Here is a 16,395-nt window from a genome sequence, read left to right as displayed (position 1 = left end):
CACCACCAAACATTCATTGTCTTGTCATTCTTTTTGACTTCATAACGTTGCATACATAAAAATCCAACAGGTTTTTCTTCATCAAAATAGATCAAAACCCGTTTGCTTGCAGCATCATCAGGGGCATAGGCTTGAGCAATGTCATTCAAATCACAACCCTCTGGTGTCATGAAGATCGCTTGATGAAGCATTTTTAATATATTTTGCACTTCTGGGAATTGTGTATGTTGGTTACTATATTTTTTAATTTGAAGCATGGATGCAGCCTTTTTCTATAATTATTTGCGTCCCTCATACTATTTTTGAATTGTTAAGTTTGGGTTACATTAATTTTTTTGAAAACAAAAAATGGTTGTTATGTTATATTGTTTTAAATTTAAATTATTTTTTTTAATTCTTATTTAGTCAATAAATTTTATTTAAATTAATAACCTAAAGTAATATTTGAGCTTTTTTTTATTTAAAATTTTTTGTATATCGATATAGAGCAATGAGTTAAATTATTAATTTTATCTTTATAATTATTCATGATAATTTATCAACTTTTATCGTAATAAAAGCTAATAACTTAGATTAAAGAGTGAAAGTCGAGAAACTAAGACGTTATTCCATCTTAGTTTCTTATTGCAGAAGCTGATGTAAATGCTTAATCACGCTTTAATTGAGTAGAGCCGATCCAATGTTTTGAAAATTGGAATGCAGAACGACCTGAGCGTTGACCTCTGGCTTGGCACCAACGTAGCGCTTCAGCACGTACTTCAGGTGTCATTTCAATACCAGATTTTTTTAAATAGTGCTCTACAATCTCTAAATAAAGATTTTGATCCATCGGGTAGAATGAAAGCCAAAGACCAAAACGATCAGACAATGAGATTTTTTCTTCGATCGCTTCTTGCGGATGTAATTCAGTATATTGAGGCACGTCTACTTTAGTGATCGGGGTGTTTTCATGCATAAATTCTGGGAGTAGGTGGCGGCGGTTACTGGTCGCATAAATAATAAAGTTGCCAGAACCTGACTCTAGTGAACCATCTAACACACTTTTTAAACTACGATAATTTTCGTCTTCAGCATTAAAGGCTAAGTCATCACAATACACGATAAATTTTTCGGGACGACCTTCAATAATTTTTTGTATTTCTGGTAGGTCTGACAGATTATCACGCTCAATTTCAACGATGCGTAAACCACGGTCAGCATATTTTGACAGTAAAGATCTTACGATAGATGATTTTCCGGTTCCACGAGATCCAGTCAATAAAATATCGTTTGCAGGTAAACCTTGTAAAAATTGTTCAGTGTTTTGCAGTATTTTTTCTTTTTGTTTTTCGATACCTTTTAAATCATCAAGATGAATTATTTTAGGTTTTTGAATGGGGATCAGCCGTTTATTTTGCCATTTGTATCCTAGTGCTGAGAAATCAATTTTCTGACTCGGTTCAGATAATGTGTGATTAAGTTGGTCAATAAGTTGAGAAATTTTTGTTAACAGTTGATCTGGTAGTTCTAGAGTCGCCATAGTTGTTTGTGAAATACAATTCAATAAAATCAAGTTTAATCTACATGATGACGATAGCGATGTGAACTGATCTAAGGTATAAATCTATGCTGACTGGTCGATACAAGAAATAAATTTTATTAAGTTGATTATTTTGTGCTTTTTTTGCATAGTTTAAAAACTGAACAAAACTAATTGAACTAATAAAAATCAAAGGACTAGCTCAATGATTTTAGGCAATCGTAGTCAAATTAATCCGCATCAAGCGTATCGAATTAAAAAAAATGCAACATGAGCTTGAACGTGCGGAGAGCTATGAAGAGTGGAAAGACATTGCCTTAAAGCTGGATGAGGAGACGGGCGCTTAGGAATGGAAGTTTGATAATACTTCACCCTATTTTGATGCTGAAATTATATCGCATCGTTTAAATCTCTTACGCCGTTACAAGCTGAATCATCGTGTGTTTGATCTTATCTATATTTTGCGAGAAGGCTTGAGTCATGATGTCGCCAATATTGGTCATCCTATGCTGTTCACACAAACATATATTGGCACTAAAAAAATTATTGAGGACTATATCGAAGAGGTTTCACAGAGTTTAATTTATATCGCTTCGGATGAATGTTCAGGTTTGACACATCAAGAAAAATTTGATTTTTTTAAAAATTGTCAACTGACCTATGGTCAACCAGCAATGATGTTTTCGGGTGGGGCCTCATTAGGTTTGTTTCATACAGGCGTGTGTAAGGCGCTGATGGAACAAGATTTGATGCCGAAAGTTTTATCAGGTTCGAGTGCTGGTGCGTTAATGACGGCGATGTTAGGCGTTTCTGATCAAAAAGATATTGATCAGCTGCTGACAGGAGAGAGCTTTTATAGCGAGGCATTCCATTTCAGAAGTTTCAAAGAGTTGCTTAGAGGAAATGGTGGTATTGCTGATGTGCGATATCTTAAGAAATTTTTAGTGGAAAATTTAGGGGACTTAACATTTCAAGAAGCGTATGAAAAGTCTGGACTTGATATCAATATCAGTGTTGCACCTTATGATGTCGCTCAGGAAGATGCTCGTATCATGAATAAATATACTGCACCAGATTTACTGGTGTGGAGTGCAGTATTGGCATCATGTGCGGTTCCTATCTTATTTCCTCCAGTTCGACTGACCAGTAAGCGTTATGATGGGGTGCATACACCATACTTGGCAAGTATTCGTTGGGTGGATGGCAGTGTGAGAAGTGATTTTCCACAAGAGAAAATGGCTCGTCTCTACAATATTAATTACACCATTGCCAGTCAGGTGAATCCACATATTGTGCCATTCATGCAAAGTGATGCGGAGCGTTTTAGAACAGATCTACTCAGCTGGCCGCAACGTTTAGTGCGTAAACATGGTAAAACGATTGCGATGGATGTCATGAATTTCACTCGTGACCGAATGGGCAGTGTGCCGACGATTAGACGACTATTGGATCACGGTTATGGTATTGTTGATCAGCGTTATTATGGTGATTTAAATATTGTAGGTAATTATAGTCTGCGACATTATCATTATATGTTACAAAATCCGCGACCTCATTTGTTTAAAGTCCTTCAAAGAGAAGGGGAACGGGCAACTTGGTCAAAACTGTCCAGTATTGAAACACATGCGCGTATAGGAAAAACCATTGAACATTGTTTGGATATGCTGACGCAACTGAAACAGCAAAATGAATCTCTTAAAAAACAATCTACAGTGGCAAACCATTCAGCCTCTGCTCAGGCAACCAGTTAATTCTGAACAAAGTCAGCAGTATGGTCGTCTAATTTATTGTATCGAAATAGACGACCAAACGTATTGGGTTAAGCGACAACAGCAGGGTATCAGTTCACAGCATGAGCAGTGGTTCGACAATGAGATAAAACACTACCAATCACTCAGTACTCGCTCTTCAAAGATCTTAGTGCCGTTTGAGATCGTGTATGACGAAAACAGTAGATTCAATACACCTACATCAAAACATGATTCTTCATCATTGATTCTGATTGAAAATGCGGCGCCGCTATTTGAAGTAGAAAATTCTGCCTATACTCAAATGCAGACCTGCCCACACAATGAGTTTTCAAATGTGGTCAATTTATTATTACATAGTCTAGATGCATTACTATCGATTCATGAGCAAGGATGGGTTCATGCAGATCTTAAAAGAGAACATTTTAGAATATTGAATGGTCAACCCAAATTAATTGATTTTGAACAGATGTTTCACTTTGAGTGCCATCCTCAAGTTTCTACACATGGAACACCAAGGTATATGGCGCCTGAGTTGTTTCATGGTGAGTCAAAATCACAAGCATCAGATATATATGCACTCGGTATTATTTGGTTAGAATGGTTAAATCAGTACTCAATCCGTAAAAAAAGCTATATAGATTGGGCAAAATGGCATTGTCAGCAATTAAAAGTTGAAATTATTAGGCCTTTTTCTGACTTAACACCAGTACTCCAGCAGATGTTGATGAAAAATAAATCACAAAGATTGGACAATATTTATCAATTAAAACAGATATTAAGCGAATTTGTCTAAAGAAAAACCAGTAAAATGGATAATTGTTTTATATTTAGTCAAACAATAAGGTTTTTCAAAAAAGGGCTTGTCATGAGATAATGATCTCTATAATATACACAGCCATCGGGGACGTGGCGAAATTGGTAGACGCACTGGATTTAGGTTCCAGCGCCGCAAGGTGTGAGAGTTCGAGTCTCTCCGTCCCCACCAAGTAATTTACTAGGTGGAATGACCGAAGTAAGTGAAATAGAGGATTGGTGTAATGGTAGCATGACGGTCTCCAAAACCGTTCGTCAAGGTTCGAATCCTTGATCCTCTGCCAAGTTTTATGAAGCTCAGTAATATAATTGAGTATTCAAAGGGGACGTGGCGAAATTGGTAGACGCACTGGATTTAGGTTCCAGCGCCGCAAGGTGTGAGAGTTCGAGTCTCTCCGTCCCCACCATATTAAGGCAAGGTTTGATACCTTGCTTTTTTATTGCCTATATTTTTATATAAATACAGGCTGAAATATCTAAACATAAAAAAAAATCGCCTACAAAGAGGCGATATTAATATTTAAATGATCTATTCAGTATTCATTCCTTTGAATTAAGCTGAAATTAAGCCTTCAAGTGATCCTCGAATTCTTCACCTAATTGCATTGCCAACGTATTTCCAGATAAGTCACATGTCACTAAACCATATTCTTTTTTAAAACTGAAAGTGAAGCCTTGGTTATCCTTTAAATTTCGAACGGAATAACCTAATTTTTCTAACCAAATTCTGAATGCAATTAAATTTTTTGCTTTGACCACTTTCTTCATGAGACAACTCCTTTGACTAATGAAATATTAATAAGGTTAATGATGTTGTTTTTAAAGGGTTTGAACCTAAATTAATGTAAATATATTTTAATTCTATAGAAATGTATATATTTCATGCAATTAAAAGACAGAATTTGATCATGTTGTTAAAGCTTTAAGATAAAGAAGAGAATGTATTGTCTGAAGGGTTTAAAAACTGAGCGAATATCGCTCAGTAATAAACATCTGTAATTTGAACAGATAATGCTAAATTTAGAAATTATCTTTCATTTCCCGAATACGTTTAAATTCTTCAGCACTGTTGACGCGCAAGAAAGGATTGGTCTCAAGTTCAATTTCAATGGTGGAAGGTAAGGTTATTTGATTTTGATCTCGAAGTTTCTGAACTTGTTCAAATCGTTCTTGTAGTGCCTTATTCTCAGGTTCTACTTGTAAAGCGAATTGTGCATTTGAGAGCGTGTATTCATGGGTACAGTAGACTTGAGTTCTTGGAGGGAGCGCTGACAGTCGGTTAAGTGATTGATACATTTGTTCAGCCGTTCCTTCAAAAAGGCGTCCACATCCCATTGCAAATAAGGTATCTCCACAGAATAAACTGTCGATTTCATCTGCAAATATTGCGATATGACCTAAGGTATGGCCAGGAACAGCGATGACGTCAAGTTTTAAGTCATTAAAATAAAATTCATCATTATGATTGAGTGGACAACTGATAAATGGAATTTTAGATAATTCTTCGCGTGGACCATAAACTTCAATATTTTTTTCCGCGATTAACTCTGGCACACCACCAATATGGTCTTTATGCCAGTGGGTAAGCCATATTTGCTTAAGTGTTAAACCATGCGAGTCACAATAGTTGACCACCAAATTGGCTTCTGTAGGGTCTACCACTGCAATTTCTTGGGTTTCAGTATCTTCAATAATCCATATATAGTTTTGTAGCGCATTGTTAACATCAATTACGCGAACTTGATAACGCATCCTAAACGATCCTAAAACATGTGACTTATTTGATCTCATCCTAGATCAAGCTTATCAAATTGTAAAATTCACCCAAATTTTAAACAGCGATGTATTGTAAATATTGATGTCGAATTTGATGAGGTGCATTGTTGTTAGCTTAAGATTATCTGATCTGATGAACAAATTTCGAGTAAAAAGTAAATGAAGATAAAAGTGAGATTGAGTGCTTGCATCAGCGCAGTGATGAGTTCGATTGTTCTTGTTGGTTGTATGCAGAACTCTCAAGTTGGTCAACTGCAAAAGTCTCAATTATACGAGCGTCCAAGCAGCTGTAAGGTCAATGAGACAATTGAACGTAAAGCGGTTCCTCAAACACCTAACCAAATGAGCTTTCGAGTTTTGGGCAAGGGGTTATCGGTTGGGCAACAGGGCCAGAAGGTGCTCAAGCACGCTTAGAAAGTGTATCTAAGCAAGACATCCATCAGTTTAAAGCTCAAGGTGTTAGTTTGGAAATGATACGCGATTGGCAAGCGTTTTATAAGCATGAAGCAAAGCGTAATCCATGCAATCCAACTGCGCCGTTACGTGCGCAATTAATGGAAAAAATCGCTTCACTTTGGATGGATTGATATTAAAAAAGATCTCATTTGAGATCTTTTTTTAAATTTACTATCGCATTTTGGCGAGTTTTTCACCTGTCATTTGCACCAATTGAACTAATACTAAAAGCACAATAACAGTGAGTATAACGACACTGGTATCAAAGCGTTGATAACCATAGGAGATCGCAAGATCACCAATGCCACCTGCACCGACAGCGCCAGCCATGGCTGTTGCACCAATTAAGCTGATTGCAGCTGTAGTTAAATTGAGAATGAGGGAACTGCGTGCCTCAGGTAGAATAAATTTGAAAATAATTTGTAGGGGTGTTGCGCCCATAGCTTGCGCTGATTCCACGATGCCTTCGTTGACTTCAAGGAGTGAAGTTTCAACCAGACGACCAATATAAGGTCCTACATAAATGGTTAAAGGAACAATAGCTGCCCATGTCCCAATAGAAGTACCCACAATCATTTTTGTCAGTGGAATAACCGCGATCAGGAGGATAATAAACGGGAGGGAACGTAATGCATTCACAATAGGGTTTAATCCATAGTAAATCACACGATTGGCTAAAATCCCGTTTGGTCGTGTAACAAGTAGGGTTATCCCTTGAATTAAACCCCAAATCGTACCGAATAGCATTGCAAAGAAAACCATATGGAAGGTTTCTTGTAGGGCTGTCACAAATTGATCAATTGAAAGCGAGCTTTTCCAAAAAGGTTCAGTAATTTCTGTTAGCCATTGAACAATCATATCTCTCATGCACGTACTCCTGATTGTTCAACCTTAACGCCATGTTGTTGGAAAAAGCTGATGGTTTCTTGAATAATGTCTGGATCACCCAGTAATTGCACAAACATTTGTCCAATCACAGCGCCATTAATTTCGGTCATGTTGGCAAATAAAATATTGAGACTAATATCAAATCGTTTGATGGCAGCTTGTACAACAGTTTCTTGTGCTGAAGTACCTAAGAACTGCAAGTTATAAATACTGTGGTGATTTTGATTTTCTAAATTATTTAAAATATTGATAGGTAACTGCTGCTGTAAAACAGTTTGAATAAATGTTTTGGTCGTCGGGTGTTGCGGTTGACTAAAGATATCGAGAGTACTGCCGTGTTCAATCACTTTGCCTTGTTCCATAACTGCAACAAAGTCGCAAATCGACTCAATAACATCCATTTCATGCGTAACCATAACAATGGTGATTCCTTGCTCTTGATTAATTTTTTTCAAAAGGGCAAGTACAGACTTTGTCGTTTGAGGATCAAGCGCTGATGTTGCTTCGTCACAGAGTAGAATTTTTGGATGATTGGCAAGTGCCCGAGCGATACCTACACGCTGTTTTTGACCACCAGAAAGCTCATCTGGAAAAGCATCGCGTTTATGTTTTAAATCGATAAACTCAAGTAGCTCATCTAAGCGTTTTAGACGCTCAGCTTTACTCCAGCCAAGGAGTTTCATTGGCATTTCAATATTGGCTGCAACGGTTTTGGTTTGTAGTAAATTGAAATGCTGGAAAATCATACCAATATTGGCGCGTTCTTGACGTAATTTTGAAGCGCTCAAAGCAGTGAAATCTTGACCGTGGATGATCATTTGACCTTGATTGGGTCTTTCTAGTAAATTGATCAAACGGATCAGTGTACTTTTACCTGCACCACTATAGCCTATAATTCCGAAGATACTTCCATCTGGAATCGTCAGATTAATATTGTCTAAGGCGTGAATAGTTTGGCCTTTGAGCTGATAATGTTTACTAATATTTTTAAATTCAATCATAACGTCAAGAACTATTAAAAATGAAAAACAGGCAAATTAAATTTGCCTGTTAAAAATACAGAAGTCTAGAATTATTGAGCTTCTGTGAGATATGTTGTTGGTTTATCAACATTAACCTTAGTGCCACCAAAGTTTTCTTTCACATATTGCTTAACTGCATCTGTATGATATAGCTGACCTACCTTTTGCAATACAGGATCATTCTGACGGCCCTCAGCTACAGCCAGTACATTCACATTCATTTTTGTACTTTGATCGATTGGCTCGTAGTAGATCGCATCTTTTAATACGTTCAGACCACCTTCCATTGCTAAGGTGTTGCCTAATACAATGGCATCCACTTCATCTTTCACACGTACCGCAGTTGCCATTTGAATCGGTTTAATGGTGATTTGTTTAGGATTCTCAGTTACATCAGAAGTTGTGCCTTTGACATTGTCAAATTGAGGTTTTAACTTTACTAAACCAGCAGATTGCAATAATAAAAGGGCACGTGATTCATTAGCACCATCGTTTGGAATTGCAATGGTCGAACCTGTTTTGAAATCATTTAAATTTTTAACTTTGCTTGAGTAAATCCCCATTGGCTCAAGATAAGTCGTAGATAATGGCGCAATTTTTTGAGTATTGGCATCATTGTATGCAACCATATACGCATATGATTGGAAGGCATTGATATCAATCTCTTTATTGGCTACCGCAGTGTTCATTGAAACATAATCAGTAAAGTTTTTAACATCTAACTTTAAACCTGCAGCTTCAGTTTCTGGCAATTTTGCAATGAACTTCCAGATATCTGCATCTGAACCTGTAGAAGCGATTGTAATGGTTTGAACTGAATCTTTATTCGTGTTGTTTGCAGCGGTTTCTGGAGCATCTTGTTTTGAGCATCCAGCGATACCCACTGATAGGCCCAAAACTAAACCAAGAATTTTCTTCATGATATTTCCTGAGTATGTTGAAACGATCTTCAACTTACATATGCAGTGAGGTGAATAGTGAAATGAACTGTCCTTGTTTCAAGAGCACTTCAAGCTATTCATCTGTTAGAGATAATTCGGTATTTAGCTATCAATTATTTAAGCATTGATAACAAAAAAGTTGGTTGATGATAACAATTTTTTTTTATTCAATATAGTGATGTTAATGAACTAGCTTAGCATAAAGCGTCATATACAATTTATGAGAATGTATAAATAAACTTTAAATATCATACTTATAATTTGAGTGTTTAAAATTAGAAAGACCCGTTATCAGCCGAACACCTTATAATGATTTAATATATCAATATGAAAAATATGGATTTAATTTAATTTAGAAATTTGCTTGGTAAGATCATTATTGTATTTCTGCCGATATTGGCTAGGGGGCATACCAAACCAACGCTTGAATGCTCGTCTGAAATTTGAGGCATCGTGATAATTAAGAAGCATACCAATTGTTTCAATCGTGAGTTGCGTATGCTCAAGAAAATAAGCACTTTGCTGTGCAAGCACCTGATCTTTGACCTCTTTAAAGGTTAAACCTTCTTTTTCTAAATGACGAGCTAAGGTTCGTTTGCTCATGAATAATGAAGCGGCAATCTCAGATTCATTTTTGGGATCTGATAAATGCTCAATCAATATTTTTTTTACACGAAATTGGTAAGTATTTTGGGGTGTAAGAAGATCCTTAAGTACATTTTCACATTGTTTTTTTGCAATGAGATAGTTCTCCTGACTTGCTGAAGCATTAGGGATTTTACACACAGATAAAGGTATCTGAATGCCATCAAAAGATTGTGAAAATGCGAAATCACATTGAAAAATTTTTGTATAAGCAGCATGGTAAGCAGGTTTAGGATAGCTAAAAAGCAACTTCGCCTCAGTTAATGGCTTACCTAAAATAAATTCAGCACACTCTTTAAATACCACCATGCAAGACTCGATCATGCTTTGATATACAAGGGTGGAGCAATCGATATTAAATTGAATTTTACAATTCATCTGCTGATCACGCATTTCGAGAATGACTTCTGCAAATCCAATTCGAGTAGGTAGATAATGTTGAATCGCTTCAAGTGCAGCATAAAGGTTTGGGCAACTGTGCATCAAAAAGCCCATTGCGCCATGAGTCGTTGGTTTAAGGCGATGTCCAAGTTCTAAACCGAAATCGGGAACATCTGCCATGTTCAATGCATTGTCAAATATACGAATAAAATCAGATGCTGAAATCCGGGAATCTTCCTGTTGAATAAATTCAGCAGTCAGACATGTGCCATTCAATAAAGTTGGGAATACACGCAGCCCACCTCCCAATTGTTGCGCAATAATTCTGACATATGCGCAGGGAATCAATGCCCGAATTGCATTATCGTCCTGATTGCTATGTTCTATTCCTTTAGACATCATACTCAAGTCCAGATAGCGTGATATTGATCTTTCTTAAATCTAGCCTCATTAGAGCTGCTAATTTGAATTAAAAGAATGTCAAAAAATGACTTATTAATGTCAAAAAATGACCTGATTCTGTATTTTTTAAATTCTATGCTCAAACACAGATCATCAGCTTAATGGAATAAAGGCTGAATATAAATTTAAAGATGAGATCACATAGGACACATTGTCATGAATAATTTAGTCAAAAAAATGAATGCTGTTCGTGTAGATTTGGTGAATTTTAGCGCTCGCTATATTCCCTTAGAAAATCACATCAAAGCTGCCCATGTATACCATAAATTAAAAAGTAGCCTATTTAAGAATCCTGATTTTGATCAAATTGAAGAAATTCAACTTCCAGATCCAAATGTTTGCCCCTTACAAGAGCTTGATGTCAGTAGCCCTTTTTTATACAAGCAAGGTGTATGGAAGGATACTTTTAAGCGATTACGGAAAGATGCGCCGATACATTATCAATCAAACAGTTTATTTGGTCCTTTTTGGTCGATGACACAGTACGAAGATGTCATGTACGTTGATAAAAATCATCAGCTCTTCTCTTCAGAACCGATCATTATGTTGGGTGAGCAACCGCAAGGTTTAGAGCTTGAAATGTTTATTGCGATGGATCCACCGAAGCATGATATTCAGCGTAAAGCTGTGCAGGGGGTTTTTGTACCTAAAAACTTAAAAGACATGGAAAGCTTGATTCGGACACGTACCCAAGACGTACTTGATCACTTGCCTTTAAATGAAGCTTTCGACTTTGTAGATCGAGTTTCAATTGAGCTGACCTCAAGAATGTTGGCAACATTGCTAGATTTCCCTTACGAAGAACGCCGTAAATTGGTCTATTGGTCTGAAATTGCATCTTCATCCCCAGGTACGACAGGCGGCACGATGACCATTGAAAATACTTTTGATGGTCTAAAAGAGATGGTGAGAGATTTGTCACAACTTTGGCATGATAAGGCTGCACGTATAGAAGCAGGTGAGGCTTCAAGCTTTGACTTGATGAGTATGCTTATTCGGAGTGATGAAACAAAGGATCTGATTCAGCGGCCATTAGAGTTTCTGGGGAATTTGGCATTATTAATCGTAGGCGGGAATGATACGACTCGTAACTCGATGTCGGGCGGGGTTTATGCAATGCATTTGTTCCCTCAAGAATTAGACAAACTGAAGAATAATCCTGATCTGTTGCCTAATATGGTTAGTGAGATTATTCGTTGGCAGACACCATTGGCGTATATGCGCCGTGTAGCTACTCAAGATCTAATTTATAAAGGTCAGTATATCCGCAAAGGTGACAAAGTTGTTATGTGGTATGCGTCTGCTAACCGTGATGAAACTGTGTTTGAGAATGCGGATGAATTTCGTATTGATCGTGAAAATGTGAAAAAACATCTATCATTTGGTTATGGAATTCATCGCTGTATGGGTAGTCGTTTGGCTGAGATGCAATTGACTATTCTTTGGGAGGAGATTCTCAAACGTTATGACAGAATTGAAGTGCTTGAAGAACCCGAAATTGTTCAGTCTAATTTTGTTCGTGGGTATTCTAAGATGATGGTAAAGCTGCATCCAAAGTCAGAATCTAAATAGTCCAAAATCCCTCATATTAGATGAGGGATGTTTTTATGTGCCGTGAAAAGAGATAGGATTTGATCATAAATTATAACTCAAGCAGCTATATAAATTTGGATAAATGGGGCGGTGTCAGCATCTTGCCATTGGCGGAGGATCAGGCAAGGGGTTTCAATATAATTTTTCATATTGATTGATCTTTATCTTTGGACCGCTTCACTTTCTAGTAAATAAAGTTCATTGATGAGTAAAAATTCTCTTTGTAGTTGATTTAGTGATTTTTCTACTTCACTGTGTGCTCTTCGATTACGATAGGCTTTAAAAGTATTCACAAATAATCTGCCAATAGCCGTAGATGACTCTTCATTTTCTGACTCCCATTTGAAGGGAGATAACTTATTTTTTTTTACGTCTGAACAGAATGCATCTTCCATTAGTGAGCTAGAGAATTTTTGCGAATTTATTTTTTCTCGAATAATATCTTCTAATCGAGTATATGCAGTCATTATTGATGCATCAGCATCTAATTTAAACTTAAAAGCTAAATCTATAATTCTCTTGTCAATTAAATTTAATGGCAATTCGCTAGGATAATAGTCATTTATTTTTAAAGGTTCATTAAGCATAAAATCTAAATTGCTAATGTAATCATAAATTGTGTTAGTCCGTCTATAAGAACTATTTAAGAAAGACTCTACGTCACTATCACTTAACGCATTTTGCCTAATGATTTCAAATTCTTTAGTTGATATAAGCAGCTCTTTGATTTCAATTTTATGCCTTTGCAATAGTTTTAAAGCTTTAACAAAACCTTTATAACCTTCTGAGATATAATCTGATCTAAAGCCATATCTAATGAGATAAACAGTTCGATAACCTTTAATTAAAAAACAATGATTGTGATCATTAGTTAAAACAAGTGCTCGTTCAACTTGTTCTTCAAATTGTAGAACTAAGGCAATTGCTTCAATGCAATCTTGCGTATGAGGTGTCCCTAAATATTGTATTTCTTCAGATGGTTGATTAAATAAATTAAAGCGCATTTTTATAAAGTATTTGTTTGATATTTAATTGAATATATCAAAAAACCCCGCACTTAGCGGGGTTTTTATTAATCTAAATTAATATTAAGAATTTTCACGAGCAATCGCACGGTAGCCAATATCTTTACGGTATTGAACGCCGTCGAAAGTCACTTTTTGGCAAAGTTCCAACGCTTTTGCTTGTGCTTCACCAATGGTATTACCAAGAGCAGTCACGCAAAGTACACGACCACCAGCAGTTACGATGTCACCATTCTCATTGGCTTTCGTACCTGCATGGAACACTTTCGCATCTGCCATTTCAGTATCTAAACCAGAAATCACGTCGCCATTGCTAGACGTTTCAGGATAGCCCTTAGACGCAAGTACGATACCAACCGTTTTACGCTCATCCCATTCAGCTTCTGCAGGAAGTTTACCTTCAATACCTGCTTCAACTAAATCAACTAAAGATGATTTTAAACGCATCATGATCGGTTGAGTTTCAGGGTCACCAAAACGACAGTTGAACTCGATTACTTTAGGCTGACCTTGTTCATCAATCATCAAACCTGCGTATAAGAAACCTGTATATACGTGCCCGTCTTTTTTCATACCTTCGACGGTAGGACGCATCACTTCATTCATGGTTTTTTCAAAAACTTCAGCCGTTACAACAGGGGCAGGAGAGTAAGCACCCATACCACCAGTGTTAGGACCTTGGTCACCTTCAAAGATACGTTTATGATCTTGTGACGTAGCCATAGGTAAAATGTTGTCGCCATCAATCATACAAATGAAAGATGCTTCTTCACCTGCCAAGAACTCTTCGATGACAACGCGTGAACCTGCATCACCAAATTTGTTGCCTGCAAGCATGTCATCAATTGCATCGAATGCTTCTTGATTGGTCATCGCAACGATCACGCCTTTACCAGCAGCAAGACCGTCAGCTTTGATCACGATCGGCGCACCATTTTTCTCAACAAATGCCTTAGCAGCATCCACTTCTGTGAACACGTCATAAAAAGCGGTTGGGATGTTGTGACGATTCAAGAAGTGCTTGGCAAATGCTTTAGAGCCTTCCAATTGAGCTGCAAATTGGGTTGGACCCCAAATTTTCACACCTGCTTCACGACACGCATCTACAACACCATTTACAAGTGGTGCTTCAGGACCGACAACAATCAGATCCACGGCATTATTTTTTGCAAAGTCGATAATGGCAGGGTTGTCTAAAATGTTAAGTGCTACATTTTCACATTTTGGTTCAGTTGCTGTGCCCGCATTACCCGGTGCAACAAAAACTTTAGCTACTTTTTCATCTTGAGCGATTTTCCATGCTAACGCATGTTCACGACCGCCATTACCCAAAACTAAAATATTCATCGGTTCATACTCCATGAATCGAAAATGACATAAAGTCCTCAACTAAATGAATAGAAGAGGACTTTAGGCAAGATTAAAAATCTCTTATCAGTGTTATAGGTGACTTATGAGAAGTCATCATGACACGAACCATTAATTAATGACGGAAATGACGCATGCCAGTGAACACCATTGCAATACCTGCTTCGTCAGCAGCAGCAATCGTTTCTTCATCACGCATTGAACCACCCGGTTGGATAATACATTTGATACCTGCTTTAGCGGCGTTATCAATACCATCACGGAATGGGAAGAATGCGTCAGATGCCATTACTGCACCTTCAACGACTAAACCAGCATGTTCAGCTTTGATTGCTGCAATACGAGCAGAGTTTACGCGGCTCATTTGACCTGCGCCGACACCAATAGTTTGACGGTTTTTAGCATAAACAATCGCATTCGATTTCACGTATTTCGCAACTTTCCAAGCAAAGATCATGTCATCAATTTCTTGTTCAGTTGGGGCACGTTTCGTCACAACTTTAAGATCATCTTTAGTAATCATACCTAAGTCTTGATCTTGAACGAGTAAACCACCGTTTACACGTTTGTAGTCCATTTGTGGAGCACGTTTGTCAATTGCTGGTAATTCGCCACATACAAGTACACGTACGTTTTTCTTCGCGCCCGTTACTTCAAGTACGCCTTCAGCAACGCTTGGTGCAATGATCACTTCAACAAATTGACGGTCAACAATGGCTTGTGCAGTTTCAACATCTAATTCACGGTTGAATGCAATGATGCCACCGAATGCAGATTCTGGATCAGTTGCATATGCAAGGTCATATGCAGCTTTAATACCGTCTAAAGAGACTGCAACGCCACATGGGTTTGCGTGTTTTACAATTACACAAGCAGGTTTAGCGAATGATTTAACACATTCAAGTGCGGCATCAGTATCTGCGATGTTGTTATAAGAGAGTTCTTTACCTTGTAACTGTTTAGCTGTAGAAACAGACGCTTCAGTTGCGGCAGGGTCAACATAGAATGCAGCAGATTGATGTGGGTTTTCACCGTAACGTAAATCTTGAGCTTTATTTAATTGTGTATTGAATGTACGTGCAAATTGATCAGCTTGACCTTCTTCTTTACCAACGCGAGCGCCTAAGTAAGATGCGATCATACCGTCGTATTGCGCGGTATGTTCAAACGCTTTAACTGCTAAGTCAAAACGAGTTGCATAAGAAAGTGAGCCTTCAGCTTTAAGCTCAGCAACTACAGTCGCATAGTCAGATGCATTTACAACGATACCAACAGCTGCATGGTTTTTCGCAGCAGCACGAACCATCGTTGGACCACCGATGTCGATATTTTCGATTGCATCAGCAAGTGAGCAGTTAGGTTTTGCAACAGTTGCAGCAAATGGATAAAGGTTTACCACAACTAAATCGATCGCATCGATGTTGTGTTCAGCCATCACAGCTTCATCTAGACCACGACGAGCCAAGATACCACCGTGGATTTTCGGATGAAGTGTTTTTACACGTCCGTCCATCATCTCTGGGAAACCAGTGTGCTCTGAAACTTCGACTACAGCAATATTGTTGTCACGTAACAACTTATAAGTACCGCCAGTAGATAAAATTTCTACCCCTAGAGCAACAAGGTCTTGGGCAAATTCAACAATGCCTGTTTTATCAGAAACAGAGATTAATGCGCGTTTAATAGTCATGATTTAGTCACAGTTATCAAGAATTAAAACAAAAAAGCTAAATAGCAGGTAAAAAAAATGCCCGC

At 37.5% G+C, this 16,395-nt stretch carries 15 protein-coding genes, 3 tRNA genes and 1 pseudogene; 8 read left to right on the top strand and 11 right to left on the bottom strand.

The genetic code is table 11. The features are described from left to right. Window positions 1-257 (bottom strand): hypothetical protein (locus tag CL42_RS09780; RefSeq protein ID WP_035267657.1); only part of this gene is annotated, 257 nt, incomplete at its 3' end. 389 nt (window positions 258-646) lie between these two features. Further along, window positions 647-1,519 (bottom strand): ATP-binding protein, encoded by an 873-nt coding sequence (locus CL42_RS09775; RefSeq protein WP_035267654.1) that lies wholly within the window; start codon window positions 1,517-1,519, stop codon window positions 647-649. Window positions 1,520-1,724: 205 nt separating this feature from the next. On the opposite strand from CL42_RS09775, the pseudogene CL42_RS09770 reads away from it, so the two are divergent. The 5 genes and pseudogenes from CL42_RS09770 (at window position 1,725) to CL42_RS09750 (ending at window position 4,490) form a co-directional block, all read left to right on the top strand. Then, window positions 1,725-3,270 (top strand): annotated as a pseudogene (locus CL42_RS09770) (DUF3336 domain-containing protein). Next, on the top strand, window positions 3,206-4,063 hold the full coding sequence (locus CL42_RS09765) for a protein kinase domain-containing protein (protein WP_051586578.1): 858 nt from the start codon (window positions 3,206-3,208) through the stop codon (window positions 4,061-4,063). The pseudogene CL42_RS09770 and the gene CL42_RS09765 overlap by 65 nt, the downstream one beginning before the upstream one ends. A gap of 107 nt (window positions 4,064-4,170) precedes the next feature. Next, window positions 4,171-4,255: transfer RNA gene (locus tag CL42_RS09760), tRNA-Leu, on the top strand. Between the two features lie 38 nt (window positions 4,256-4,293). Then, window positions 4,294-4,367, top strand: a tRNA-Trp gene (locus CL42_RS09755). 38 nt (window positions 4,368-4,405) lie between these two features. Continuing rightward, window positions 4,406-4,490 (top strand) — tRNA-Leu (locus CL42_RS09750). 157 nt (window positions 4,491-4,647) lie between these two features. On the opposite strand, the gene CL42_RS09745 is transcribed toward CL42_RS09750, so the two are convergent. Both CL42_RS09745 and gloB read right to left on the bottom strand, forming a co-directional pair. Next, complete coding sequence (locus CL42_RS09745; RefSeq protein ID WP_035267651.1) at window positions 4,648-4,851, bottom strand: hypothetical protein; 204 nt, start codon at window positions 4,849-4,851, stop codon at window positions 4,648-4,650. Window positions 4,852-5,103: 252 nt separating this feature from the next. Then, window positions 5,104-5,835: a hydroxyacylglutathione hydrolase gene (gene gloB, locus CL42_RS09740; RefSeq protein WP_035267649.1), complete on the bottom strand. Its 732-nt coding sequence runs from the start codon at window positions 5,833-5,835 to the stop codon at window positions 5,104-5,106. 225 nt (window positions 5,836-6,060) lie between these two features. On the opposite strand from gloB, the gene CL42_RS17525 reads away from it, so the two are divergent. Further along, window positions 6,061-6,273: a hypothetical protein gene (locus tag CL42_RS17525; protein ID WP_051586577.1), complete on the top strand. Its 213-nt coding sequence runs from the start codon at window positions 6,061-6,063 to the stop codon at window positions 6,271-6,273. Then, complete coding sequence (locus CL42_RS17520) at window positions 6,231-6,446, top strand: DUF4951 domain-containing protein (RefSeq protein WP_228133255.1); 216 nt, start codon at window positions 6,231-6,233, stop codon at window positions 6,444-6,446. The genes CL42_RS17525 and CL42_RS17520 overlap by 43 nt, the downstream gene beginning before the upstream one ends. Window positions 6,447-6,486: 40 nt before the next feature. Here the strand turns inward: CL42_RS17520 and CL42_RS09730 are convergent, their stop codons facing one another. The 4 genes from CL42_RS09730 to CL42_RS09715 all read right to left on the bottom strand — a co-directional run bounded on the left by CL42_RS09730 (window position 6,487) and on the right by CL42_RS09715 (window position 10,591). Further along, window positions 6,487-7,182: a methionine ABC transporter permease gene (locus tag CL42_RS09730; RefSeq protein ID WP_035267644.1), complete on the bottom strand. Its 696-nt coding sequence runs from the start codon at window positions 7,180-7,182 to the stop codon at window positions 6,487-6,489. Then, complete coding sequence (locus tag CL42_RS09725) at window positions 7,179-8,204, bottom strand: methionine ABC transporter ATP-binding protein (protein WP_035267641.1); 1,026 nt, start codon at window positions 8,202-8,204, stop codon at window positions 7,179-7,181. The genes CL42_RS09730 and CL42_RS09725 overlap by 4 nt, the downstream gene beginning before the upstream one ends. Window positions 8,205-8,275: 71 nt before the next feature. Then, on the bottom strand, window positions 8,276-9,145 hold the full coding sequence (locus CL42_RS09720; RefSeq protein WP_035267639.1) for a MetQ/NlpA family ABC transporter substrate-binding protein: 870 nt from the start codon (window positions 9,143-9,145) through the stop codon (window positions 8,276-8,278). A 363-nt stretch (window positions 9,146-9,508) separates the two neighbouring features. After that, the gene (locus tag CL42_RS09715; protein ID WP_051586576.1) at window positions 9,509-10,591 is read right to left on the bottom strand and encodes an AraC family transcriptional regulator; all 1,083 of its coding nucleotides are present in this window, start codon (window positions 10,589-10,591) and stop codon (window positions 9,509-9,511) included. 240 nt (window positions 10,592-10,831) lie between these two features. Between CL42_RS09715 and CL42_RS09710 the strand changes: the two genes are divergently transcribed. Beyond that, window positions 10,832-12,226 (top strand): cytochrome P450, encoded by a 1,395-nt coding sequence (locus CL42_RS09710; protein WP_051586579.1) that lies wholly within the window; start codon window positions 10,832-10,834, stop codon window positions 12,224-12,226. 182 nt (window positions 12,227-12,408) lie between these two features. On the opposite strand, the gene CL42_RS09705 is transcribed toward CL42_RS09710, so the two are convergent. The 3 genes from CL42_RS09705 to purH form a co-directional block, all read right to left on the bottom strand. Beyond that, window positions 12,409-13,251 (bottom strand): TIGR02391 family protein, encoded by an 843-nt coding sequence (locus CL42_RS09705; RefSeq protein ID WP_051586575.1) that lies wholly within the window; start codon window positions 13,249-13,251, stop codon window positions 12,409-12,411. Between the two features lie 84 nt (window positions 13,252-13,335). Next, window positions 13,336-14,619, bottom strand: coding sequence for a phosphoribosylamine--glycine ligase (gene purD / locus CL42_RS09700; RefSeq protein WP_035267637.1), 1,284 nt, complete (start codon window positions 14,617-14,619; stop codon window positions 13,336-13,338). 136 nt (window positions 14,620-14,755) lie between these two features. After that, window positions 14,756-16,330 carry a bifunctional phosphoribosylaminoimidazolecarboxamide formyltransferase/IMP cyclohydrolase gene (purH, locus tag CL42_RS09695; protein ID WP_035267635.1) on the bottom strand — a complete coding sequence of 525 codons (1,575 nt, stop codon included), beginning with the start codon at window positions 16,328-16,330 and terminating at the stop codon, window positions 14,756-14,758. Window positions 16,331-16,395: the final 65 nt, after the last annotated feature.

Source organism: Acinetobacter sp. Ver3, from assembly GCF_000632455.1.
In the GTDB taxonomy this organism is placed as follows: domain Bacteria; phylum Pseudomonadota; class Gammaproteobacteria; order Pseudomonadales; family Moraxellaceae; genus Acinetobacter.
Note: the sequence above shows the minus strand (reverse complement) of the source record. Positions and strands in the feature narration are given on the sequence as shown.

Bases quoted from the DNA above. Each gene is read 5' to 3' on its own strand.
- CL42_RS09715 (WP_051586576.1), bottom strand. From the start codon at position 10,591: ATGTCTAAAGGAATAGAACATAGCAATCAGGACGATAATGCAATTCGG.
- CL42_RS09730 (WP_035267644.1), bottom strand. From the start codon at position 7,182: ATGAGAGATATGATTGTTCAATGGCTAACAGAAATTACTGAACCTTTT.
- CL42_RS09705 (WP_051586575.1), bottom strand. From the start codon at position 13,251: ATGCGCTTTAATTTATTTAATCAACCATCTGAAGAAATACAATATTTA.
- CL42_RS09710 (WP_051586579.1), top strand. From the start codon at position 10,832: ATGAATGCTGTTCGTGTAGATTTGGTGAATTTTAGCGCTCGCTATATT.
- CL42_RS09745 (WP_035267651.1), bottom strand. From the start codon at position 4,851: ATGAAGAAAGTGGTCAAAGCAAAAAATTTAATTGCATTCAGAATTTGG.
- purD (WP_035267637.1), bottom strand. From the start codon at position 14,619: ATGAATATTTTAGTTTTGGGTAATGGCGGTCGTGAACATGCGTTAGCA.
- CL42_RS09720 (WP_035267639.1), bottom strand. From the start codon at position 9,145: ATGAAGAAAATTCTTGGTTTAGTTTTGGGCCTATCAGTGGGTATCGCT.
- gloB (WP_035267649.1), bottom strand. From the start codon at position 5,835: ATGCGTTATCAAGTTCGCGTAATTGATGTTAACAATGCGCTACAAAAC.
- CL42_RS09765 (WP_051586578.1), top strand. From the start codon at position 3,206: ATGAATCTCTTAAAAAACAATCTACAGTGGCAAACCATTCAGCCTCTG.
- CL42_RS09725 (WP_035267641.1), bottom strand. From the start codon at position 8,204: ATGATTGAATTTAAAAATATTAGTAAACATTATCAGCTCAAAGGCCAA.
- CL42_RS17525 (WP_051586577.1), top strand. From the start codon at position 6,061: ATGAGTTCGATTGTTCTTGTTGGTTGTATGCAGAACTCTCAAGTTGGT.
- CL42_RS09775 (WP_035267654.1), bottom strand. From the start codon at position 1,519: ATGGCGACTCTAGAACTACCAGATCAACTGTTAACAAAAATTTCTCAA.
- purH (WP_035267635.1), bottom strand. From the start codon at position 16,330: ATGACTATTAAACGCGCATTAATCTCTGTTTCTGATAAAACAGGCATT.